Origin of the sequence: Nonomuraea sp. B10E15 (assembly GCF_039871615.1) — a bacterium.
GTDB lineage: Bacteria > Actinomycetota > Actinomycetes > Streptosporangiales > Streptosporangiaceae > Nonomuraea.
Map to the genome: position 1 here is coordinate 79,426 of NZ_JBDPMB010000004.1, position 19,678 is coordinate 99,103.

The 19,678-nt window shown below is 71.7% G+C and carries 18 protein-coding genes; 6 read left to right on the forward strand and 12 right to left on the reverse strand.

What is annotated here, in order from left to right; translation table 11 throughout:
- The first annotated feature begins 5 nt into the window (after positions 1–5).
- Complete coding sequence (locus tag ABGB14_RS15965; protein ID WP_347644429.1) at positions 6–2,717, forward strand: sugar-binding protein; 2,712 nt, start codon at positions 6–8, stop codon at positions 2,715–2,717.
- Between the two features lie 69 nt (positions 2,718–2,786).
- On the opposite strand, the gene ABGB14_RS15970 is transcribed toward ABGB14_RS15965, so the two are convergent.
- From ABGB14_RS15970 to ABGB14_RS16020, 11 genes are all read right to left on the reverse strand, one after another.
- Positions 2,787–3,593 carry a dihydrofolate reductase family protein gene (locus ABGB14_RS15970; protein WP_347644430.1) on the reverse strand — a complete coding sequence of 269 codons (807 nt, stop codon included), beginning with the start codon at positions 3,591–3,593 and terminating at the stop codon, positions 2,787–2,789.
- A gap of 96 nt (positions 3,594–3,689) precedes the next feature.
- Positions 3,690–4,418, reverse strand: a complete 729-nt coding sequence (locus tag ABGB14_RS15975) for a Clp protease N-terminal domain-containing protein (protein WP_347644431.1) — start codon at positions 4,416–4,418, stop codon at positions 3,690–3,692.
- A gap of 131 nt (positions 4,419–4,549) precedes the next feature.
- A complete protein-coding gene (locus ABGB14_RS15980; protein ID WP_347644432.1) occupies positions 4,550–5,380 on the reverse strand; it encodes a hypothetical protein in 831 nt (276 codons plus the stop codon).
- A 76-nt stretch (positions 5,381–5,456) separates the two neighbouring features.
- Positions 5,457–7,121, reverse strand: a complete 1,665-nt coding sequence (locus tag ABGB14_RS15985) for an ATP-binding protein (protein WP_347644433.1) — start codon at positions 7,119–7,121, stop codon at positions 5,457–5,459.
- On the reverse strand, positions 7,102–8,673 hold the full coding sequence (locus ABGB14_RS15990; protein WP_347644434.1) for a hypothetical protein: 1,572 nt from the start codon (positions 8,671–8,673) through the stop codon (positions 7,102–7,104). Before ABGB14_RS15990 ends, ABGB14_RS15985 begins: the two co-directional genes overlap by 20 nt.
- Complete coding sequence (locus ABGB14_RS15995; RefSeq protein WP_347644435.1) at positions 8,559–9,356, reverse strand: hypothetical protein; 798 nt, start codon at positions 9,354–9,356, stop codon at positions 8,559–8,561. The genes ABGB14_RS15990 and ABGB14_RS15995 overlap by 115 nt, the downstream gene beginning before the upstream one ends.
- Positions 9,353–9,751, reverse strand: a complete 399-nt coding sequence (locus ABGB14_RS16000; protein WP_347644436.1) for a hypothetical protein — start codon at positions 9,749–9,751, stop codon at positions 9,353–9,355. The genes ABGB14_RS15995 and ABGB14_RS16000 overlap by 4 nt, the downstream gene beginning before the upstream one ends.
- On the reverse strand, positions 9,748–10,002 hold the full coding sequence (locus ABGB14_RS16005; protein WP_347644437.1) for a hypothetical protein: 255 nt from the start codon (positions 10,000–10,002) through the stop codon (positions 9,748–9,750). Before ABGB14_RS16005 ends, ABGB14_RS16000 begins: the two co-directional genes overlap by 4 nt.
- 397 nt (positions 10,003–10,399) lie before the next feature.
- Entirely contained in the window at positions 10,400–11,284 is an 885-nt protein-coding gene (locus ABGB14_RS16010; RefSeq protein WP_347644438.1) for a phosphotransferase, read from the reverse strand.
- A gap of 373 nt (positions 11,285–11,657) precedes the next feature.
- Positions 11,658–11,780, reverse strand: coding sequence for a hypothetical protein (locus ABGB14_RS16015; protein ID WP_347644439.1), 123 nt, complete (start codon positions 11,778–11,780; stop codon positions 11,658–11,660).
- 31 nt (positions 11,781–11,811) lie between these two features.
- A complete protein-coding gene (locus tag ABGB14_RS16020; protein ID WP_347644440.1) occupies positions 11,812–12,678 on the reverse strand; it encodes an alpha/beta hydrolase in 867 nt (288 codons plus the stop codon).
- Positions 12,679–12,732: 54 nt separating this feature from the next.
- Here ABGB14_RS16020 and ABGB14_RS16025 point away from each other — a divergent pair, with 54 nt between their 5' ends.
- Together ABGB14_RS16025 and ABGB14_RS16030 are read left to right on the forward strand one after the other, a co-directional pair.
- Positions 12,733–13,329, forward strand: coding sequence for a TetR/AcrR family transcriptional regulator (locus ABGB14_RS16025; RefSeq protein WP_347644441.1), 597 nt, complete (start codon positions 12,733–12,735; stop codon positions 13,327–13,329).
- A gap of 237 nt (positions 13,330–13,566) precedes the next feature.
- Positions 13,567–14,040: a carboxymuconolactone decarboxylase family protein gene (locus tag ABGB14_RS16030; RefSeq protein WP_347644442.1), complete on the forward strand. Its 474-nt coding sequence runs from the start codon at positions 13,567–13,569 to the stop codon at positions 14,038–14,040.
- Between the two features lie 112 nt (positions 14,041–14,152).
- Here ABGB14_RS16030 and ABGB14_RS16035 read toward each other — a convergent pair whose 3' ends face one another.
- Positions 14,153–15,187 (reverse strand): helix-turn-helix domain-containing protein, encoded by a 1,035-nt coding sequence (locus tag ABGB14_RS16035; RefSeq protein ID WP_347644443.1) that lies wholly within the window; start codon positions 15,185–15,187, stop codon positions 14,153–14,155.
- Between the two features lie 97 nt (positions 15,188–15,284).
- Between ABGB14_RS16035 and ABGB14_RS16040 the strand changes: the two genes are divergently transcribed.
- From ABGB14_RS16040 to ABGB14_RS16050, 3 genes are read left to right on the forward strand one after another with little or no spacing between them, the layout of a single operon-like run.
- Complete coding sequence (locus tag ABGB14_RS16040; protein WP_347644444.1) at positions 15,285–16,184, forward strand: alpha/beta hydrolase; 900 nt, start codon at positions 15,285–15,287, stop codon at positions 16,182–16,184.
- A gap of 11 nt (positions 16,185–16,195) precedes the next feature.
- Positions 16,196–17,953, forward strand: coding sequence for an ABC transporter ATP-binding protein (locus tag ABGB14_RS16045; RefSeq protein WP_347644445.1), 1,758 nt, complete (start codon positions 16,196–16,198; stop codon positions 17,951–17,953).
- Positions 17,953–19,674, forward strand: a complete 1,722-nt coding sequence (locus tag ABGB14_RS16050) for an ABC transporter ATP-binding protein (RefSeq protein ID WP_347644446.1) — start codon at positions 17,953–17,955, stop codon at positions 19,672–19,674. Before ABGB14_RS16045 ends, ABGB14_RS16050 begins: the two co-directional genes overlap by 1 nt.
- Positions 19,675–19,678: the final 4 nt, after the last annotated feature.

A 19,678-nucleotide genomic window follows, 5' to 3' on the forward strand; every position in this document is an offset into this window, starting at 1 on the left:
GTTCCATGCGTCCAACAGCCGTGGGCCGGCTGGCCGTGGCGGCGGCCGTCCTGCTCGCCGTCCTGCCGGCCGCACCGGCCGTCGCCGCCCCGCCCGACTCCCCCGCGTCCCCCGCCTCCGCTGTCGACCTCGACGCGCTGTTCGTCGGCGCCCACCCCGACGACGAGGCCTTCAGCCTGTCGACGCTCGGGCAGTGGAACGAGGAGCACGGCGTACGCACCGGCGTCGTCACCGTGACCAGGGGCGAGGGCGGCGGCAACGCGGTCGGGCCCGAGGAGGGCCCGGCGCTCGGCCTGCTGCGCGAGGCCGAGGAGCGCACGGCCGTGGGCAAGGCGGGCGTGCGCGAGGTGTTCAACCTCGACGACGTCGACTTCTACTACACGGTGAGCGCCCCGCTGACGGACCAGGTGTGGGGCGGCGGCACGCTGGAGAAGGTCGTCAGGATCGTCCGCACGACCAGACCCGAGATCCTGCTGACCATGGACCCGGCCCCCACGCCCGGCAACCACGGCAACCACCAGCTGGCCGCGCGGCTGGCCGTCGAGGCGTTCTACGCGGCGGCCGACCCCGAGGCGTTCCCCGAGCAGATCAGCCGCGAAGGGCTGCGTCCGTTCGCTCCCGCCCGGCTGCTGACCGGCGGCGGGCGTGGCACCTCCAGGAACGGCCCCGAGTGCGCCTCGACGTTCCGGCCGGACAATCCTGCGCAGAACGTGTACGGCGTGTGGAGCGGGCGCGCCTCCGCGGCGCAGGGCGCGACGTGGGCCGCCGTCGAGCGCGACGCCCAGCGTACGTACGCCTCCCAGGGCTGGGCCGGCTTCCCCGACGTCCCGGCCGACCCCGCCCAGCTCGGGTGCGACTTCTTCACCCAGGTGGACGCGCGGGTGCCGTTCCCCGAGCCGGGCACGGACGCGGCGGCGGCGCCCATGGCCATCCTCGACGGCGCGCTGACCAGGGCGAAGGGCGCCGTGCCGCTCGGCACGCTGTTCGCCCTGCGGACCGGCACGTTCGACGTGCGCCCCGGGACCGCGTTCACGGTCGAGGTCACCGCGACCGCTCCCCCGCGCACGCCGCTGGGCCGCTCGTCGGTGGCGCTGCGCGTGCCGGACGGCTGGCGGGTCAGCGGGTCCGGCGACCTCGGCAGGCTCGGTCCCGGCCGCAGTGGCGAGGCGACGTTCACGGTGACGCCTCCCGAGGGCGGCGCGGGAGAGCGGGCCCGCCTCGCGGCCGCGCTGACCACCGATCGGGGCCGCGGCTACACCGACCGCCAGGTCGAGCTCAGCCCCGCCGTCCGCGGCGAGCAGCAGCCCCTCCCCCAGGTCGCCCAGTTCCGCACGTGGGTGGCCGAGGTGGGCGTGCCGCAGCTGCGCGGCCTCGTCACCCCGGTGCTCACGCTGCCGTCGGGCGGCTCCCGGCAGGTCGGCGTCGTGGTCACGAACCTGAGCCAGGCCACCCGGTCGGGCACCGTACGCCTGGACCTCCCCGACGGCTTCACCGCCGATCGGGCCGAGGCCGCCTTCGACGACCTGGCGGCGGGCAGGTCGGCGACCGTGCCGTTCACCGTCACCAACGCCGACCCGTCGCTGAAGACCTCCAACGAGGGCGGCGACTACTCCTACACCATCACCACCAGCACCGGCGAGGACGGCTCAACCACGAGCAGGCCGGCGCTCGAACTCGTGCCCGCGGCCACCGTCCCGCAGGCCGGTTCCGCGCCCGCCGTCGACGGCGCCGAGGGCGACGGCGAGTACTCCGGCGCCGCCCTCGACGTCTCCCGCCGCTGGGAGGGCGACGCCTGCTCGTCGGCCGCCGACTGCTCGGGCACGGCCAAGGTCGCCTGGCGCGACGACACGCTGTACCTGCTGGTCCACGTGAAGGACGACGTGCTCGGCACGCGGCTGCCCGCGTCCGACTGCAAGCGGCACTGGCGCACCGACTCCGTGGAGGTCACGCTGGATCCGCGCGGCGCGTCCGAGAACACCTCCACGACGTTCAAGGCCGCGGTGCTGCCGGTGACCACGGAGGGCCCGCCGTGTTTCCTGCGGGACGCCGACCACCACCAGGGGCCGGGCGAGGAGGCCGCTCCGGGCATGCGGGTGGCCTCGGCCGTGTCCGAAGGGGAGTACACGGTGGAGATGTCCATCCCGATGGAGGTGCTGCCCGCCGCCGTCGATCCGGAGCACCTCGGGCTCAACGTTCTGGTGTACGACTCCGACACCCAGGACAAGACCGGCCAGACCCGGATCGGCTGGTCGACGTGGGGCGGGGTGCAGGGCGACCCGTACCGGTGGGGCGTCGCGACGCTGCCCGGGTACGAGCCGCCGGCGGACCGGCCGACCACCCCGGCCGACCCGGTGATCCCCGACACGGCCCTGTCCAGCCTGGACTCGCCGCAGTCGCTGGAGCAGGCGGTCCGCGTGCACGTGCCGCCGGCCGGCGGCCCCGCGGCCAGGCCGTCGCAGAGCGGCGCGGCCGTCTCCGCGAAGCGCGGTGAGGGTGCGGTGAAGGTGCGGCTGCGGGCCGGCGCGGGGGGCGAGGCGCACCTGTTCGTCCGCGACGGCCAGGGCACGGCGGGCAGCCGCGTCGTCACCGTGCCCCGCAAGGGGACGTCGACGGTGACGGTCACGCTGGACCGGGCGCTGGGCGCCGGTCCGAAGGTCGTGGCCGGGTGGGAGGCCACCGGCGGCGGGACGGCCGTCTCGCAGGTCGCCGTGCGCTGACGTAAGCGAAAGACGGGCGCGTCCCGCCCGGGCGGGACGCGCCAGGGCGGGACGCGCGGACACTCGTGCTCAGGGGGTGGCGCCGGTCTCGCGGACGACCTCGTAGCGCAGCCAGAGCATCCCGTCGCCTCCGACCTGGGCGAAGAGCAACCGCAGCCGGGTGGGAAGCTCTCCGTCCGCGAGTTGGGGGCCGTCGAAGAGCGCCGGTGTGCCGTGACCGCCGATGGCGGCGGGGATGACGAGCAGCTGGATCTCGTCGATGAGACCGGCCCGGAGCAGCGCGCCGTTGAGCCCGCCCCCGGCCGTCGAGACGACGCAGGTGACCGCCAGCTTGTCGCGCATGCGCCGCAGGGCCGCGGCGAGGTCGACGCGTTCGCCGCCGGCGACCAGGTAGGGGATCCGCTCCCGGCGCAGATGGGCCAGATAGGCCGCGGGCGTGGCGCGGGCCACCAGCACCAGCAGGTCGTATCCGCCGTTCCGCTTCATCGACCACCCCACCCGGCCCCGGCTGTCGACGACCGTGAACCACTTCTCGTGCCCTGGCCGCTCGACGACCTCCTCGGGCAGGAAGTCCGTGAACAGCGTGTCCACCGGCTCATCGAACTCTTCGGGCAATCCGGTCAGCGGCCCGGTGGAGCCGGTGACGAGCGACCCGCTCCCTTCCAGGACCGCCTGGGGCTGGTGCAGACCGGCCAGCAGCGCCGAACGCGCGTCCTCGGCCGCCTGCGCCCCCTCCGGCTGCATGGACTGCCACATCCGGGCGGCATCGGCCTCCATCAGCAGGCGATCGCTGCCGAGCGTCACTCGCCCGTCGACCGACGTCGACACGGAGACCACGACGCGCGGCCGGGCGGCCGGCCCGGGTTCCTGCTCCATGACTGCACGCTCCTCATGCCGGGGATCTGACGGTGGTCTCGTTTCTATCGATGGCCACCGACAGTTACGCGGACCCCGTTCCGCCCCGGCGGGAGCTCAGTCCCTGGCCTGCCTGATCTCCCTGATCGCCCGCATGATCTCGCGCTCGGCCGGTTCCTTGGTCACGCCCATGTCCGCCAGCGCCCGCACCACGGGCCCGTCCTCCAGCGACAGGATACCGAGCAGGATGTGCTCGGTGCCCACATAGTCGTGGCCCAGCCGCAGCCCCTCACGCAACGTCAGGTCCAGAGCCTTCCTGCCCTGCGCGGAGAACGGCGTGATCATCTGCCGAGGGCTGCCCTCGCCCGGCCCGAGCGCGGCCGTGACGGCGTCCTCGACGGAGCCGGGTGACGCGCCGAGCGCCACCATGGTCGCGACCGCAAGCGCCTCCGGCTCGCGCAGCAGCCCGAGCACCAGGTGACCGGGCTCGATGTGGCCGTGGCCCGCCGCCCGCGCCTCCTCCTGCGCCTTCACGACGACGCTGCGGGCCCGATCGGTGAAGCGGGCGTAGGCGCGTATGTCGGCCGCCAGGTCGGGGCCGCCGTCCTTGGGCACGAACCGCTTCTGCGCGGCCTGCTTGGTGACGCCCATGCTGCGCCCGATGTCGGTCCAGGAGGCGCCGGAGTGCCTGGCCTGGTCGACGAAGTGGCCGATCAGATGGTCGGCCACTTCGCCGATGTACTCGCCCAGGGCCACCGCGTCCGACAGCTCGCCCAGGGGGTCGCCGTCGGGGTGGCGGGTCTTGATCGCGGTGATCAGGTCGTGGAGACGTACCGTACTGTCCATATCGTCAACCATAGGTTGACCATCGCATGCCGTCAACCCACGGTTGACGGTTTTGAGACTCCCAGAGATAGTTGTCACCTGCCAGCGATATCTGTCACCAAAATCGAATCGGAGGCTGTTGGGAAGCCTGATCATGACGTCCTCCGGTGACTGCGGGTGACGAAGAGTTGCTGGCGGGCGTATTGCTGGTGGATGCCCTGCGTGGACATGCCGACGGCTGCGCCGAGTTCGGCCCAGCTCACCGGCTTGGGCAGGTTGCGTGCGATGGTGAGTGCTTCGTACTCGTCCCGGTCCAGCTCGCGGAGGATGCGTTTCGTGCGTTCCATGGTCAGCGTCACCAGCGCGATCGCGGCATCCGGTGTGGGGCTCGGGTCGGCACGGGCGGCGGCCAAGGCGTCCTCCAGGGGAAGAAGTTCACCACGTTCGTGCCAGGCCAGCGCTGCGGGTCCGGTGGCGTAGCGGTCGGTCAGCAGTTCCAGGCCGGTCAGCGGGGAGGTGGCCGATCGGGCACGTCGGGGTGGAGGTGGTGGTGGGTGCATGTTGCCTCGCATCGGAGTGCGTCGGAAGACTTCGGCGAGCGTGCTGGAGCGGCGCGTGCTGGTGCGGATGGCGTTGGCCGTCTGCGGGTCGTGCTTGGCGTGGCCGATCAGCTCTTGGAAGGTGTCCCGGGCGCTGTCGGGGGACGGTTTGCCGAGCAGTTTGTGCGTGATGCAGAGCAGCGCGGCGCAGGCCAGGGCGTCGGTTGGTGGAGCGGCCCAGGGCGAGCGGAAGCCTCGCCTGGCTGCCGCGGGCGAGGCGTCCGGCTGTCGGAGGCGCAGCTCCACTTCGGTGTCGATCGCCGCGGCGAGCGCGCGGGAGGGGCAGAGCCGCCTCGTCAGCGGCCAGGACAGCAGGACCAGGGCGGCGGTGAGGGCGGTGTCGGTGAGGTATTGCACCGGGTCGACGGCCCGGCCCAGCACCATGGGCGGCTCCGTCGTTGGCTGCCCAGGATCGATGTGCTGCAGAAGCCGGGTTTGCAACCTGATCAGACGGCGCAGGTCAGCGACCTCCAAGAGCGGCGTTGCCTGGTCGGTCAGCGTTGCCGCGCAGGCTGGCGTGCGTGGCCGGAGCGAGTAGGCGACCTTCTGAGGGACGTTTCCGATGGTGGCGCGGCATCGCAGGGGGTACAGGCTCGGGTCGGTGGCCCGGCCGACCGCGCAGGGCGGCGATTGCGCGCTGGTGGTGTTTCCGCAGGCGTCGCAGCGGGTGGCGAGGAGCGTCTTGTGCTGTGGGCAGAGGAAGACCACCGGCAGGTGCCATTGTTTGCGCCAGGAGCCGCCGAGCTCTGTCTGGATGGGGCTGCCGTCGCCGGACAGGCATTGCGGGCACCAGCGGCTGGCAGCGGTGAAGATCCACGGGGTCTCGAAGGCAGCGCGGCGGAGATCGCCAGGGGAGCCCTTGCCGCGGTCGGGTAGCCGGAGAGCAGAGAAGGACCTCATCTGCAGATTCTCGGCTTCTTGCCTGGTCAGGCGGGTGCTTGCAGCGAACGCTTCGAGGGCGGGACCTTCTTCGAAGAAGGCGAGCCGGCGGCTGGGGATCTGATGCGGGGAGTGAGTGGGGAGGCCGAGCCGCCTGACGGCCGACGATCGCGGCGGCGCATCCGTCCTCGATAAGCCGTTCCAGGAGGCCGACGACGCCGTGGGTTCGGCGGAACAGGTATTCCGGCATGTCGCCGGTGGTCAGCATGCCGGGGTCGGCGCGGAACAGGCGCAGGCAATCTTCGAGGCCGGCCAGGTGGGTGGTCCAGGCGGCGATGCCGGGCGGGGTGTCGTAGCGGAAGGGGTCGAGGTCGATCAGGTCGAAGCGCCGGTCGGTCTGTGTTCCTGCCTCGTCGTTGAAGTAGCTCTTGCCGTCTTTGCGGGGCAGGAAGCGCCATTGGCCGGAGGCCGCGTCGTAGTGACCGCCGGTCAGCAGTCCGGATTGGCGGATGCCGACACCCACCAGGACGAGGGTGACGTTCATGCTCATCAGTCCGCGCATCAGGTCCAGGGCGTCCTGATCGGCCTCGCGGTGCATCTTCAACCTGGTCACATCATCCAAAATCAGGACGCGCGTGCCGTGATCGCGCAGTGACGCACGGACCAGCCGGCAGAGCTGGGGCAGGGTCGCGCCCCGGGCGACCGGGGCGCCGAAGAAGTCGAGGATGGCCTCGCAGACGCTCTTGGGCTTGGCCGTCACGGGTGTCTGGACGTAGGCGACGGGCGCGTGCAGATCGCGGGTGCCCGCGACGGCCTCGGGGTTGAGCTCCTGATGCAGATCGCGCAGGAAGTCCTCGAACGCGGCCGCGCAGTCGCAGACCGTCTCCGTCTTGCCCTGGAACCTGCCGCCGGAGACCATCAGCCCGGACTGCGTGCTCGCCTTGGTTTTCAACGCGTTGTTCTGCATCCGGGACCGCATCAGCCGATCGACGGCCGCGCTCATCGGCGTCTCCAGCAGCGGCAGGTTGACGTGCGTGGCGGTGCGGTGCAGGTCATGCAGCGCCTTGCGGCGCGGGCTCAACCGGCGATAGTCGGCGAGCGTCAGTCGCGGCGCCGGCTGGAACGACGCCCGGGTGAGCCGATAACGCTGCCAGCCCGCGAGGGTCTCGCGGTCCGGCGGCGGCGTCACCGGGAGCACGAACGGGTTGGTCGGCTGTCCGGCAGGCTCAGGCTGGATCATGCTCATCGCCCTCCGGAGTGTCCGTCTCGTCGGCGGCGGGCAGCAGGAACAGGTTGCCGCGCCGGTAGCTGTCTCCCAGGCGGGCGGGCAGGTCCGGCTTGGCGGCCGTGGTGGCCTCCCGTCGGCGCCGCCGTTCGGCGTCGAGCGCTTGCACTGCCTGAACGGGACGTGGTGCGGCGGGCAGGGCCGTGACGGTGTTCTCGGTCGGCCGCTCTCGACCGGCGTCGGTGGTGGCGGCCGGGGGCCGGTCCGCGGCCGCGGCCTGTCCTTGCAGGGCTTCGCGCGCGTGCTCGGCCCGCTTCTTCTTCGGCATCTGCGTCGGCCAGGACGCGACCGGGATGAGGCCGCCGATGAGTTCCAGCAGCACCGGCAGCAGTTCGGCGTCGGACCGGGGTGCCAGTCCTGCCCGTTTGGCCTCCCGCAGCAGCTCGGTGACCCGGGCGTCGCCGAAGCAGGGCACCTCTCCCTCGGGCGGCAGCCCGGTCCATCGCAGCGTGTGCCACTCCTCGGTGCGGGGATCGTGGAAGAAGGTGTAGCGCCGGTCGCGGGGATCACGGCGGATCACCCAGCCGCGCTTGTGCCGGCCGCCCCTGGCAGAGGGCTGGTTGCGGAAGTCGTCCAGGACCGGACTGTCATAGAACAGGCCGCGGACCTTCACCCCGCGCCCCGGGTCGATGCGCCGGACGTAGGTGATGGGCAACAGCTCGAAGAACAACTCCGGGGCGGGGATCTGCATCGCGAACCCACCCTGGCCCATGGCCACCGCCATCAGGCTGTTGGGGCTGTGCTCCTCGCCCGGCCCCCAGGCGGGGGCGTGACCGCCGAGTTTGCGGTTCTGCCAGATCGTCACGATCCAGGTGGCGATCTCGTGTTCCATCTGTTCGACGGTCAGCACCGCGTCCCCCTCGGGATCGGGTCCGCGGTCGGCGACGTCGACGCCGGTGTATCCGAGCAGCCGCTCGAACAGCAGCGACCGGAACGTGCCGAAGGCCCGCTCGATGGCCTGCTTGTCGGTCGGCCGCAGCACCCGAGAGGGCAGGATGTTCGTCCCGATCACGCGCTGGACCTCCACCAGGTGGTGGTGGCGATAGACCGACCCGTGATCGGTGGTCACCGTCTCCGGGGTGAAGAACGGCAGCGCGGCGACCTTGCGCCCGGCGAACTCCGCCACCACCGTGGCCGGCAATCCGGGATAGGGCCACTCCAGTTCCTCGCCCCAGTCTTCGCGCAGCGGCAAGGGCATCATCATGTCGCCCAGCAGCATCGCCACGTCGATCGAGGAATCGGAGACCAACGTCAGCCGGAACGCCACCGCCGAATGCGTGTAGGCGTCCAAACCCGTGGTCAGATGCACCGAGACCGGTTCGCCGAACACGCCGTCCAGCACCTTCACCGGCAAGATCGTGGTGTCCAGGACCACCACCTGGCCCGGCCGGTGCACGATCACGTGCTGTCCGGAGGTTCTGGCGGAGGAGGCGGCGTAACGCTGACGGGCCCCGCCGGGCCCGAACAGCTCCTTCCAGACCAGCCGCAGGGTCTCCCGTGCGGGCACCGGCATCTGCGGGCCGTGTTCTCCAGGACCAGTTGGCGCAGCAGCACCTCGCGCGAGGCCATGCTCATCCGCGAGCGCCGCAGCGACTCCTGCCGCACCTCATAGATCGCTTCCAGGACCAGGTCGCTGACGCTGGGATGGCCGCCTCCCGGCCGGAGCCACCGGCCGTCCGCGCAGCCCAGCGCGCCCAGACGCCGCTTGCGGACCTCCCACCTGATCAACGTCCGGTAGCCGACCTGGTGCAAAGCCAGCAGCCGGGCGTGCTCACGATCGAGCACGCGCAGTTCGGCGACCTTCGCGTGGCGCCGCTGGGTGAGCGTGGTGACCGCCGGATCGTAGGCCGGCTTCGGCTCGCCCGGATCAGGCCGGGTGGGATCGCCGCCGCGGAACCCGGTTTCGACTTCCAGCAGGTGCGCCATCCGCAAGGCGACCAGGTCCTGCTGATGGGGTGTCAGATCGTCGAGCACGGCCGGCTGACGGCTCCCCTGGGCCGGCGATCCCACCGTCTCCGGTTCCGGGCCGAAGCCTGCGTGTGTGAGCAGATACCGGATGTTCGTGCGCTCCCGCAGCCCGTTCTCGCTGGTCAGCACGACCCGGCTGTGCTGAGGCTCGAGCTGGTCGACCACCCAGCGCATGCCGTGCATCTCCAGGTCCGAGCCGACTGCAAGGTTCAGTAATCCCGCACTCATCGCCCGGCCTCCTCGGCGGGGTAAACGATCGAGTCGTCGGTGAGCGGGCGGGCCAGGTCAACGCCTGCCCGCCGCCACCACAACAGGTGCAGCAACTGAGCACGAGCGACAGCCGGGGCGACCGTGCCGGCCACCAGCGTGCCGAACGGGCAGGGCCCAGATCGCAGCCTGTCCAGCAGAAGCGGCCGCAGCTGCAACGGATCAGACGACGACCGGCGCTGGGAGGAAACACCATCCAGCGTCGTCATCACCTGCTGCCGCCAGCCGGCCACCACCAGATACCGCCATCCGCAGGCCAGCGCGACCTCCGCTGCGGCGGCGAACTTGACCCGGTCGTCCGGACCGATCCGGCCCTGAGGGCGGACATCGATCAGCCAGGTCCCCGACGTCGTCATCGCCAGGACATCGGGGCATGCTTCGCAGCGCCCTCTGGCGTGGCGAAGTGCAGCCAGAATGGCTGACACAGCAGTGTGGTGATCCCGCCCAGGAAGTCCAGCGCAAGCAGGAGCTTGGCCTCTTCCAGGCTCTCGAACCCCACCTGCAGCCCCGTACTGACCATGAAGGCCAGCCCGGGCCGATGCCGTTGTCCCGTCCGCCAGGTGAACCGGCGCACCGGCTCGGCCCGACGCACCTCGAACGAGGTCATGTCACGGACGGGGCAGACCACCTCCGCGCTGTTGACCTGCCACGACGTCGTCCATCTCCGGGACCAATCCGGACTCAGGGCCCAGCCCAGCTCGCCCCAGGACACCGCCCCCGGATCTGCGACGATCAGGTCCAGGAGATCACAGCAATGCGAGAGAACCTCGCTTGTGTCACGACGTCCCAGCGGCACCATCGCACCACGGTAGGGATCACGATAAGTTCAGCTCTATATACGCAAAGCAACAGTTTCGTGTCCAGCGCCACGATCAAGGTGACCGAGAACGGACACAAGGTCTTATTGATGGGCGGCCCACCTAATCCAGGTTGGCCGCCGTCAAAACTCCTGCGGACCCGCTTATTCGAAACCGGTGAGATCGTCGTTGCTCCCGTCGCGGAACCTATGGGGCGGTCAACGCCGTTTCGATCGCCGCGCCGTTTCGCTCCAACCACGCCTCCCGCCGCTTGATCTGATCGCCGACGCCCTCCTGCCACATCCGCGCCCAACCCCCGCCCTGCGCCTCGGCGATCTGCTTCATCGAGAACCACGCCCGCCTTGACCGCAGTACGGCTACCTCGACGAGCCGGGAACGATCCGTATCCGACATACCGTAGGCGTCGGCGAGGATCCGGCAGCGGCGCGGCGCATCGACGTCCTGCAGCAGCGGATCGGCGTCGACGGGATCATCCAGCGGAGCCCAATAGAGCATCGCGTTGCACACCTCATCGACCCGGGAGACCGGCTTGGCCATGTCGAAGTCGATGAGCGCAGCGGCCTCGCCGTCTCGGAACACGATGTTGTCAGGCGTGAAGTCCATGTGCCCGACCAGTTCGGTCGGATAGGGCGGTGCGGGCGGCATGTCCGGCTGCTCGGTGAGCTCCGTGAGCCCCGCGAAAGGCCGAACCCCTTCGGGCAGGACAAAACCGGTGGCCGCGTCGTCGTAGGCCCGGACGAGGCGGCCGACCGAAGCCAACCGCGCCTCGTCGGCAATCCACGCAGGCCTCGGCCGTCCGGCGACCTCGCCGGCGACGAACGTCAGCACCTCACGTCCGGCCGCGTCAATGCCGAGAAATCTCGGAGCACCCGCGAACCCGACCACCTCCAGGTGGCGGAGCAAGGCATGGACGAGTGGAGCGTTGAAGCCGACCGGACGCCGCACTGTGTCGCCGACACGCACGACGCCCTCGGTGACGTCACCGCCGACCAGCGCGATCTCGGGTTCGGATTCAGCAGGTTCGATGTAAGTAGCGGAGCTCATCGCGGTTCCCCTCTTCAATCCGGCCAAGTGTTGAACCCTACTGCGACGCATAGGCACGATCGAGTGATTTCCTTGGCCATCACCAGGATTTCCGATAGTCACCGGCCAGGAACCGCATGGCCATCAGCCCGAACTCATATGGCCGCCGTCCAAGAACCAATTTTCATGGCCGCTGCAGTGACAACTATCGCAAGCGGCCCTGCGCCGGTGACGGATACCCTCGGTAAGAAGTGACAGATACCGGCGGGCAGAGAGTGCCGAGCGCCTGTACGCGATGGATACGCAGTGACAGCTATCGCTGGCAGTCACAACGGTTTGGGCCGCCGGCGCCGGCGACGCCGAGGGCTCGACGACGAGCCCCGCGTGCTGCGGACGGGGTTCGCCGTTTCCAGCTTGACGCTCACCGTGCAGCCGAACCGGCGCCCAGCGCGTCGCGCTCGTACAGCGGCGCGTCCAGGAATCGCGGGTCGATCACCTGGCGAGCCGCTCCGATCCGGTCAAGGTCGAGACGCGGGTTGGGCACGGGCTGAATCCATGACTCCACATTTCATCACTCACCGGATGCCGCCGAGGAGCGAACGGATCAGCCGCCCCACCGCCTCGGGCGAGTCGGCCGGCACGCCGTGACCGGCGTCCGGCACGATCTCCGCGCGGCCGCCGGGGAGCAGCCGCCGCGCGCGTTCCGCCGCACGGCGTACGTCGTGCACCGGACTGCGTTCGCCGAGGACCACCATCGTGGGCACGGCGATCGCGCGCAGCTGATCGTCGGTCAGGGCCTGAGGCGCGGGGACGGCTCGCTGCCGGTGATCCAGCAGCGCCGACACCAGCAGGTCGCGCATCGGCTGCGGCGGCACCCGGCCTGCCCGGCACCAGGCCAGGTAGCGGCCCGCGGCCGCCCTGGAGCCGGTGAGCATCACGGCCAGAGCCCGGAGCACGAAGGCCGCGCGGACGGGGGCGAGCGCCCTGGCCGGCTCGAGCGCCGTCACCGAGGCGACCCGCTGCGGCCGGTGCACGGCCTGGTTGAGCGCCATCCAGCCGCCGTAGGACAGGCCTATCAGGTGGACACGGTCGCAGCCCAGCCCGGCCAGCACCTCGTCGAGCCACTGCGCGCGCTGCCGCGCGTCGGCCACGGGACGCTCCTGGACGCTGGCGCCGGCATCCCCGAGGGTGTCGACGGCGAGAACCGTCCCGTACGAGATCAGCATCGGCATGATAGGCGCCCAGGAAGCCGATGTGGCGTTCCCGCCGTGCAGGAGCACCAGGGGCGGTCCGGTGCCGTCGTGCGCGCGGTGGACGGCGGTGGGCCCGAATGAGGTCGCCACGTCGTGGCGCGTGTGCTCCGGCCACGCCCGCATGGCCTGGTCGTACAGCGAGAAGAACCGCTCCCGCGCCTCGTCGTCCACGTAACCGCTCAGCCGCACGTCGATCCTCCACTTCGCCGAACACCGTTACATTACGAGTGTAATGTAAGGCCCATGAGGACTCGCCTTGACCCGTCACAGCGCCGGACCGCGATCGCGGAGGCGGTCGGCCGGGTGCTGACCCGCGGCGGGCCGGACGCGCTAGGGCTGCGCGAGGTCGCGGCGGAGGCCGGAGTGACCACTGGCGCCATCCAGCATCACTTCACCACCAAGGACGACATGCTGCTGTTCACGCTGGAGCACCACGGCCGTCGCCTGGTCGAGAGGCTCTCGGCGCGCGCCGCCGGTGCGCCGCAGCCCTCCGCGCCCCGCCGCGTGCTGCGCGCGATCGCGATCGAGCTGCTTCCGCTGGACGAGGAGCGTGCCGTCGAGGCGAGGATCGCCGCCGCCTTCACGCTCCGCGCCGCGGCCGACCCGGAGCTCGCGCAGGTCTTCCGCCGGCAGTACGCGCTGCTGCACACCCTGGTGGCCGACCAGTTCGGCAGGGCCGGCGTGCCGGACGCCGACGCCGACGCCCGGGAACTGCTCTGCCTCATCGAGGGCCTGCGCACCCAGCGGCTGCTCGGCGAGATCGACGACGGCACGATCGTGGCCATGGTCGAACGGGTCCTCGACCGGCTCGGCCCGGCTCATCCGGTGCGGCCGGCCTGACCGACCGCTACGCGCTGGTCGACCACCCGCCCACGCTGGGCTCGGGCGCACGGACGTTCGAGGTGGGTGACAACCGTTCGGCCAGCACCTCCAGCGCGTCGGGAACGGCTCCCTCGCGCAGGATCCGGCCGAGCCACCGCTCACGCGTCCGTGTGGCTCATGTCACATCCGTTCCTGTCACACATCGCCGGGCAGGCCCGTCAGTAAGACGACCAGCAACGACGACAAGGAGCCACCATGGATGCTCGTCTGAACGTTTTCGGCAGCCAGCTCGCGGCCAAGGCGATGAAGCACTTCGTCGCGGTGAGCAAGGTGGTCGCGGACTCGAGCCTGCCGGCGGCGACGCGGGAACTGGTGCAGCTGCGCGCCAGCCAGATCAACGGCTGCGCCTTCTGCATCGACATGCACACCAAGGACGCCGCGCACGCCGGGGAGAGCTCGGTGCGGCTCAACCTGGTCGCGGCCTGGCGGGAGGCGACGGTGTTCACCGAGGCCGAGCGAGCCGCCCTGGAGCTGGCGGAGGAGGGCACCCGCCTCGCGGACGCGGCCGGCGGCGTCTCCGACGAGGTCTGGGCGAACGCCGCCAAGCACTATGACGAGGAGCAGCTCACCGCCCTGGTGACGCTCATCGCCACCATCAACGCCTACAACCGCCTGAACGTCATCACCCAGCAGCCTGCCGGCGACTACCAGCCCGGCCAGTTCGGGTAAGGGGAAGGCCCGGGTCCGCCCGCGCCGGAAGGCAGGCGGATCCTGGCGTTCGGCGGAACGTCCCAGGGGTGGCTGCCCGCCGCCCGTGCGAGAGCCGCACGGCGGGCGTCGCTCACGCGTCGAGGAGCCGCCATGCGGTGAGGGCGATTCTGGCGCGGGTCAGCCCGGCCGGTTCCGTGAGGTCGATGGCCAGGGCCTTGCCGATCTGTTCGAGCCGGCGGGCGATGCTGCTGTGGTGCAGGTGGAGGAGGTCGGCGGCCTGGCGCAGGGAGCCGGTGGCGCAGTAGGCGTCCAGGGTCTCCAGATCCTCCGGGGTGCCGGCTATGCGGGCGATCGCGGCCACGTCGGCGTTGCCGCGCGCGACGTCCGGGGGGATCTCGGCCAGGAGGGCCAGCGCGCCCAGGTCGTCGTAGTGGATGACCGGCCGGCGCGGGGTGGAGTAGCGCAGCGCGGTGCGGGCCTGCTGCCAGGACGTGCAGGGGCTCGCCGCGGCGCCGATGCCCGCCCGCACGTCCGCGGGGAACCGGCTCTGGTCGACGGTGGTGGCCAGGATGACGCCCACGCCGCCGAGCGGCGCCGCCTTGACCGGGCGCGACGGGCAGATCAGGCCGCCGACCTGGTCGAGCGGGAGCTGCGAGCGTACGGCGGCGACGCGGACGGGCAGGTCGGCGGCGAATCCCAGCAGGCGCAGCGCCCGCGCTCTGGCGGCCTCCTCGCTGCCGGGGCTGATCGCGAGTTCGACGAGGGCAGGGTCGGCCATGGTGGTGCTGGCGGGGCCGTACCTCTCGACGACGGCCGCGGCGGCGATGGCGAGCCGGTCGAGCAGGAGTTCGTCGAGCAGGACGGGAGGGGCGGCGCGTTCCAGCCAGACCGTGCCGATCTCCTCGTCGTCGAGGGTGATCGGCGCCGTGGTGGACGCGGGGGACGGCGGGTCCGCCGCCTGCCCGCCGTCGGGCGAGTAGCGGATGACGCGTCCCGGGCCGTGGAGCCGTATCCCGGTCACGCACCCGGCCAGGTTGGCCGACGCCCGGGCGAGCGCGGGGAGATCCACCCGGCGGCGCATCAGCGTGTCGTAGAACATGACGACCCGGATCGCGCCACCGGCTTCCGTGTCGAGGTGCGACAACCGTACGGCCAGTGCCTCCATGCCCGGAAGGGTACGCGACGATCGGCGCGCGACCCAGTGGCGATCGGCGACGGTTGGCGGATGATGGCGCGGGGCGGCCGCGGCCAGGATGAGCTGTATGGATCCCGAACTGGAAGCCTTCATCCCGCTGTTCCCCCAGTCGGATCTTCGTGATCCGATCGCCGAGCGGAAGGACTTCGCCGCCCTGGCCGCCGCGGTGGCGCCGCCGGACACCTCGGACCTGGAGATCGAGGACCACATGGTCCCCGCCGAGCCCGACGTGCCGGTGCGCGTCTACCGTCCCCGGCAGGCGGCGCAGGGCGCCGTCGTGTGGCTGCACGGCGGCGGCTGGGTCATGGGCGACCTGGAGACCGAGCACCCCTGGGCCGCCCGGCTCGCCAACGTCTCCGGCACGGTGGTGATCTCGGTCGGCTACCGCCTGGCCCCCGAACACCCCTTCCCCGCCGCCCTGGACGACGCCTACGCCGTGCTCCGCTGGACGGCCGAGCACGCCACCAGCCTCGGACTGGACCCTGCCCGCATCGCCGTCGGCGGCCACAGCGCCGGCGCCGGACTGGCCGCCGGCCTGACCCTGCGGGCCCGCGACGAGCACGGCCCGTCCATCCGCTTCCAGCTGCTCAACCAGCCCGGCCTCGACGACCGCCAGGAAACCTGGTCCGCCCGCGCCTTCACCGACACCCCCTGGATGACCCGCGACAAGGTCACCGCCGCCTGGCGCCACTACCTCGGCGACGCCCCCGCCACCCCCTACGCCGCCCCTGCCCGCGCCGGCGACCTGACCGGCCTGCCCCCCGCCTACATCGCCACCGCCGAACTGTGCCCCAACCGCGACGAGGACATCGCCTACGCCGCCCGCCTGCTCCAGGCAGGCGTATCGGTCGAACTCCACCAGTGGCCCGGCACCTTCCACGGCTCACAGGCCATCCTGTCCGCCGAGGTCTCCCAGCGCCAGATCGCCGAACTCGGCGCCGCACTCCGCCGCGGACTGGCCGGGTGACGCCGCCGCCCATGGCACGGCTGCTGCGCCCTTACGGATGGGGTCTCGCCGCTGTCGTCCTGTCGCAGGCGATCGGCTCCCTCGCGGGCCTGGCGCCGCTGCTCGCGGTCGTCGAGCTGGGCCGTGTCCTGCTGTCGCCGGGCCCCGCCGACCACGGCCATGTCTGGTCCGTGGTGATCGCGGGCGCGGCCGGCCTGCTCGTCCGGCTGCTGTTCACGGCCGCTTCGTCGGGGATCGGGCACGTCATCGACGGCCAGGTGCAGCTGACGTTCCGCCGGCAGCTGGCGGAGCGGCTGGGGCGCGTACCGATGGGCTGGTTCTCGAGGCGCGGGACCGGAGAGCTGGCCAAGGTAGTGGGCGAGGACGTGAGCGCCGTGCACCCGTTCATCGCCCACTCCCCCGGCGAGCTGGTCTCCGCCTTCGTGGTGCCGCTGGTGTCGCTGGTCTACCTGGCCTCCGTCGACTGGCGGCTGACGCTGATCACGCTGATCCCGGTGGCCATGGCGGTGTCGCTGGTCCCGCTGATGATGCTGCCCGCCCGGCTGCGCGAGCAGGAGGAGTTCGACGCGGCCATGGGGCGGATCGCGAGTTCCGCCGTCGAGCTGGTCCAGGGGATCGCGGTGGTCAAGACGTTCGGCGGATCCGGACGCGCCCACCGCACGTTCCTCGAGGCCGCCGACGATTTCGTCAGCGTCTTCTTCCGGTGGGTGCGCAGCATGTCCCTGATCGCGGCGGGCATGCAGCTGGCGCTGTCGCCGCCGTTCGTGCTGCTGGTCGTGCTGATCGGCGGGGCGGCCCTGATCACGTCCGGCGGCATGGCCCCGGCCGACCTGCTGCCCTTCCTGCTGCTCGGACTGGGCCTGACCGCGCCCGTGGCGGCCCTCGGTCACGGCTTCGACGACCTGCAGGCCGCCCGGCGGGCGGTCGGCCGGATCAAGGACGTGCTCGAGGTGCCCTCGCTGCCGGAGCCTGACGACCCGGTCGCGCCGCAGGGGCACCGGGTGGAGTTGCGTGACGTCCGGTTCGGTTACGACGAGGGTCACGAGGTGCTGCGCGGGATCGACCTGGTACTCGAACCGGGGACGGTCACCGCGGTCGTCGGGCCGTCGGGAAGCGGGAAGTCCACGCTGGTCCAGCTGCTGCCGCGGTTCTTCGACCCGGACCACGGCTCGGTCCTCCTCGGCGGCGTCGATCTGCGCGAGCTCGGCAGCCGGGAGCTCTACCGGAGGGTCTCCTTCGTCTTCCAGGACGTGCGCCTGCTGCGCGCCTCGGTCGCCGACAACATCGCCCTCGCGGTGCCGCACGCCGACCGCGACGACGTGGTCCGCGTCGCCCGGCTGGCCGGCATCCACGATCGCGTCCTGGAGCTGCCGCGGGGGTACGACACCGTGCTCGGGGACGACGCGCGGCTGTCGGGCGGCGAGGCGCAGCGCATCGCGATCGCCCGCGCGCTGCTGGCCGACGCGCCCGTTCTGGTGCTCGACGAGGCGACCGCGTTCGCCGACCCGCAGACCGAGCAGGCGGTACGCCGGGCCCTGGCGACGCTGGAGGGCGATCGGACGATCCTGGTCATCGCCCACCGCCTGGAGACGGTCGCCGACGCCGACACCGTCGTGATGCTGGAGAACGGCTCGATCGCCGAACGCGGCAGCCCCGCCGAACTCCTGGCACGGAACGGAAGGTTCGCCGCGTTCTGGCGATCCCACCGGTCGGCGGTCGCCGGCACGAGCGGCACCCCCGGCGACGTACGACAAGGAGATGAGCCCTGATGATCCGCATGCTGCTGCGCGTGCTCGGACACGAGTTCGCCGGGCCGATGCGCCGCACCATGGCCCTCATGACGATCACCGCGACGGCCGAGGGCCTGTCCTACGCGCTGCTGGTTCCCGTGCTGCGGGCGCTGCTCGGGGACACGCCCGCGGACGCCTGGCCGTGGCTGGCCGCGTTCGGGGCCGCGGTCGCCGGCTACGCCGTGCTGCGCTACACCAGCGACCTGTCCGGCATGCGGGTCGGGACCACGATGTTGCGCGGCCTGTACCACCGCCTCGGCGAGCATCTGGCCCGCCTGCCCATCGGCTGGTACACCGCCGGCCGGGTCGGCGAGGTGTCCCTCATGGCGGGTCGCGGGCTGCTGGCGGCGATGAGCGTGGCGGCGCATCTGCTGGCGCCGTTCATCTCCGCCGTGGTGACTCCGCTGGCCATCGTCGCCGTGATGCTCGTCCTCGACCGGCGCATGGGGGTGGCCGCGCTGGCCGCCGTGCCCGTCGTGGCGGCCATCCAGGTCTGGACGGCCCGCTCGATGGCCGCCACCGACGACGAGCGCCACGAGCGCGACCACGAGGCGGCCGGGCGGGTCATCGAGTATGTCCAGGCCCAGCCGGTGCTGCGGGCCGGCGGGCGGACCGTGGAGCGCTTCGCGCTGCTCGACGACTCGCTGCGGGGAGTCCAGCGCGCGTCCCGGCGTAGCGTGCTGGCCACGCTGCCCGGCATGGTGGGGTTGACGCTCGTCGTGCAGGCGATCTTCACCGTGCTGCTGGTCCTGGGCGCCTACCTCGTGCTCGGCGGGTCCATCGGCGCGGCGGAGGTGCTGACGATCCTGGTGCTGGCCGCCCGCTGCGCCGACCCGCTGCTGTCGTTGTCGGACATCGGCGGCCGGCTGCGCGGCGCCCGGTCCGAGCTGGACAGGCTCGACAGGGTGTTGAGCGCCGAGCCGCTGCCGGAGCCCGCCGACCCGGTCGAACCGGCGGGCCATGGCCTGGAGCTCGCGTCCGTCACCTTCCGGCACGGCGCTCGTACGGTGTTCGACGACGTGTCGTTGTCCGTGCCGCAGGGACAGCGGCTCGCCGTCGTCGGACCGTCGGGTGCGGGCAAGAGCACCCTGCTGCAGTTGCTCGCGCGCTTCTACGACGTGGACGCGGGCGCGGTGCGCGTGGGAGGGGTGGACGTGCGCTCGATCGACACGGAGGTGCTGATGGCGCGGATCGCCATCGTCTTCCAGGACGTCTACCTCTTCGACGGCACGATCGAGGAGAACGTACGTCTCGGCCGTCCCGGCGCCGGCGAGGCGGAGGTGCGGGCGGCGGCGGCCGCGGCGCGGCTGGACGAGGTGATCGAGCGGCTGCCCGGCGGATGGGCGGCCAACGTCGGCGAGGGCGGCGCGCTGCTGTCGGGCGGCGAGCGCCAGCGGGTCTCGATCGCGCGGGCGCTGCTGAAGGACGCGCCCATCGTGCTGCTGGACGAGGTGACCTCCGCGCTGGACCCGGAGAACGAGGCGGCCGTCCACGAGGGGATCGAGCGCCTCATGGCGGGCCGGACGGTGGTGATGGTGGCGCACCGCATGCGGACCGTCCGGCGTGCCGATCGTGTCGTCTTCGTGGACGGCGGCCGGATCGTCGAGGAAGGAGGTCACGACGAGCTGCTGCGCCGCGGCGGGCGCTACGCCGGGTTCTGGGAGATCTCCACGACGGCGGGTTGCCCCGCGACCAGGTAGATCG

Coding starts and splice junctions, on each gene's coding strand:
- ABGB14_RS16035 (WP_347644443.1), bottom strand. CDS start 15,187: ATGGAGGCACTGGCCGTACGGTTGTCGCACCTCGACACGGAAGCCGGT.
- ABGB14_RS15965 (WP_347644429.1), top strand. CDS start 6: ATGCGTCCAACAGCCGTGGGCCGGCTGGCCGTGGCGGCGGCCGTCCTG.
- ABGB14_RS16040 (WP_347644444.1), top strand. CDS start 15,285: ATGGATCCCGAACTGGAAGCCTTCATCCCGCTGTTCCCCCAGTCGGAT.
- ABGB14_RS15990 (WP_347644434.1), bottom strand. CDS start 8,673: ATGCCGGTGCCCGCACGGGAGACCCTGCGGCTGGTCTGGAAGGAGCTG.
- ABGB14_RS15985 (WP_347644433.1), bottom strand. CDS start 7,121: ATGAGCATGATCCAGCCTGAGCCTGCCGGACAGCCGACCAACCCGTTC.
- ABGB14_RS16045 (WP_347644445.1), top strand. CDS start 16,196: ATGGCACGGCTGCTGCGCCCTTACGGATGGGGTCTCGCCGCTGTCGTC.
- ABGB14_RS15975 (WP_347644431.1), bottom strand. CDS start 4,418: ATGGACAGTACGGTACGTCTCCACGACCTGATCACCGCGATCAAGACC.
- ABGB14_RS16050 (WP_347644446.1), top strand. CDS start 17,953: ATGATCCGCATGCTGCTGCGCGTGCTCGGACACGAGTTCGCCGGGCCG.
- ABGB14_RS15995 (WP_347644435.1), bottom strand. CDS start 9,356: ATGAGTGCGGGATTACTGAACCTTGCAGTCGGCTCGGACCTGGAGATG.
- ABGB14_RS16005 (WP_347644437.1), bottom strand. CDS start 10,002: ATGACCTCGTTCGAGGTGCGTCGGGCCGAGCCGGTGCGCCGGTTCACC.
- ABGB14_RS15970 (WP_347644430.1), bottom strand. CDS start 3,593: ATGGAGCAGGAACCCGGGCCGGCCGCCCGGCCGCGCGTCGTGGTCTCC.
- ABGB14_RS16000 (WP_347644436.1), bottom strand. CDS start 9,751: ATGACGACGTCGGGGACCTGGCTGATCGATGTCCGCCCTCAGGGCCGG.
- ABGB14_RS15980 (WP_347644432.1), bottom strand. CDS start 5,380: ATGGTGCTGGGCCGGGCCGTCGACCCGGTGCAATACCTCACCGACACC.
- ABGB14_RS16030 (WP_347644442.1), top strand. CDS start 13,567: ATGGATGCTCGTCTGAACGTTTTCGGCAGCCAGCTCGCGGCCAAGGCG.
- ABGB14_RS16025 (WP_347644441.1), top strand. CDS start 12,733: ATGAGGACTCGCCTTGACCCGTCACAGCGCCGGACCGCGATCGCGGAG.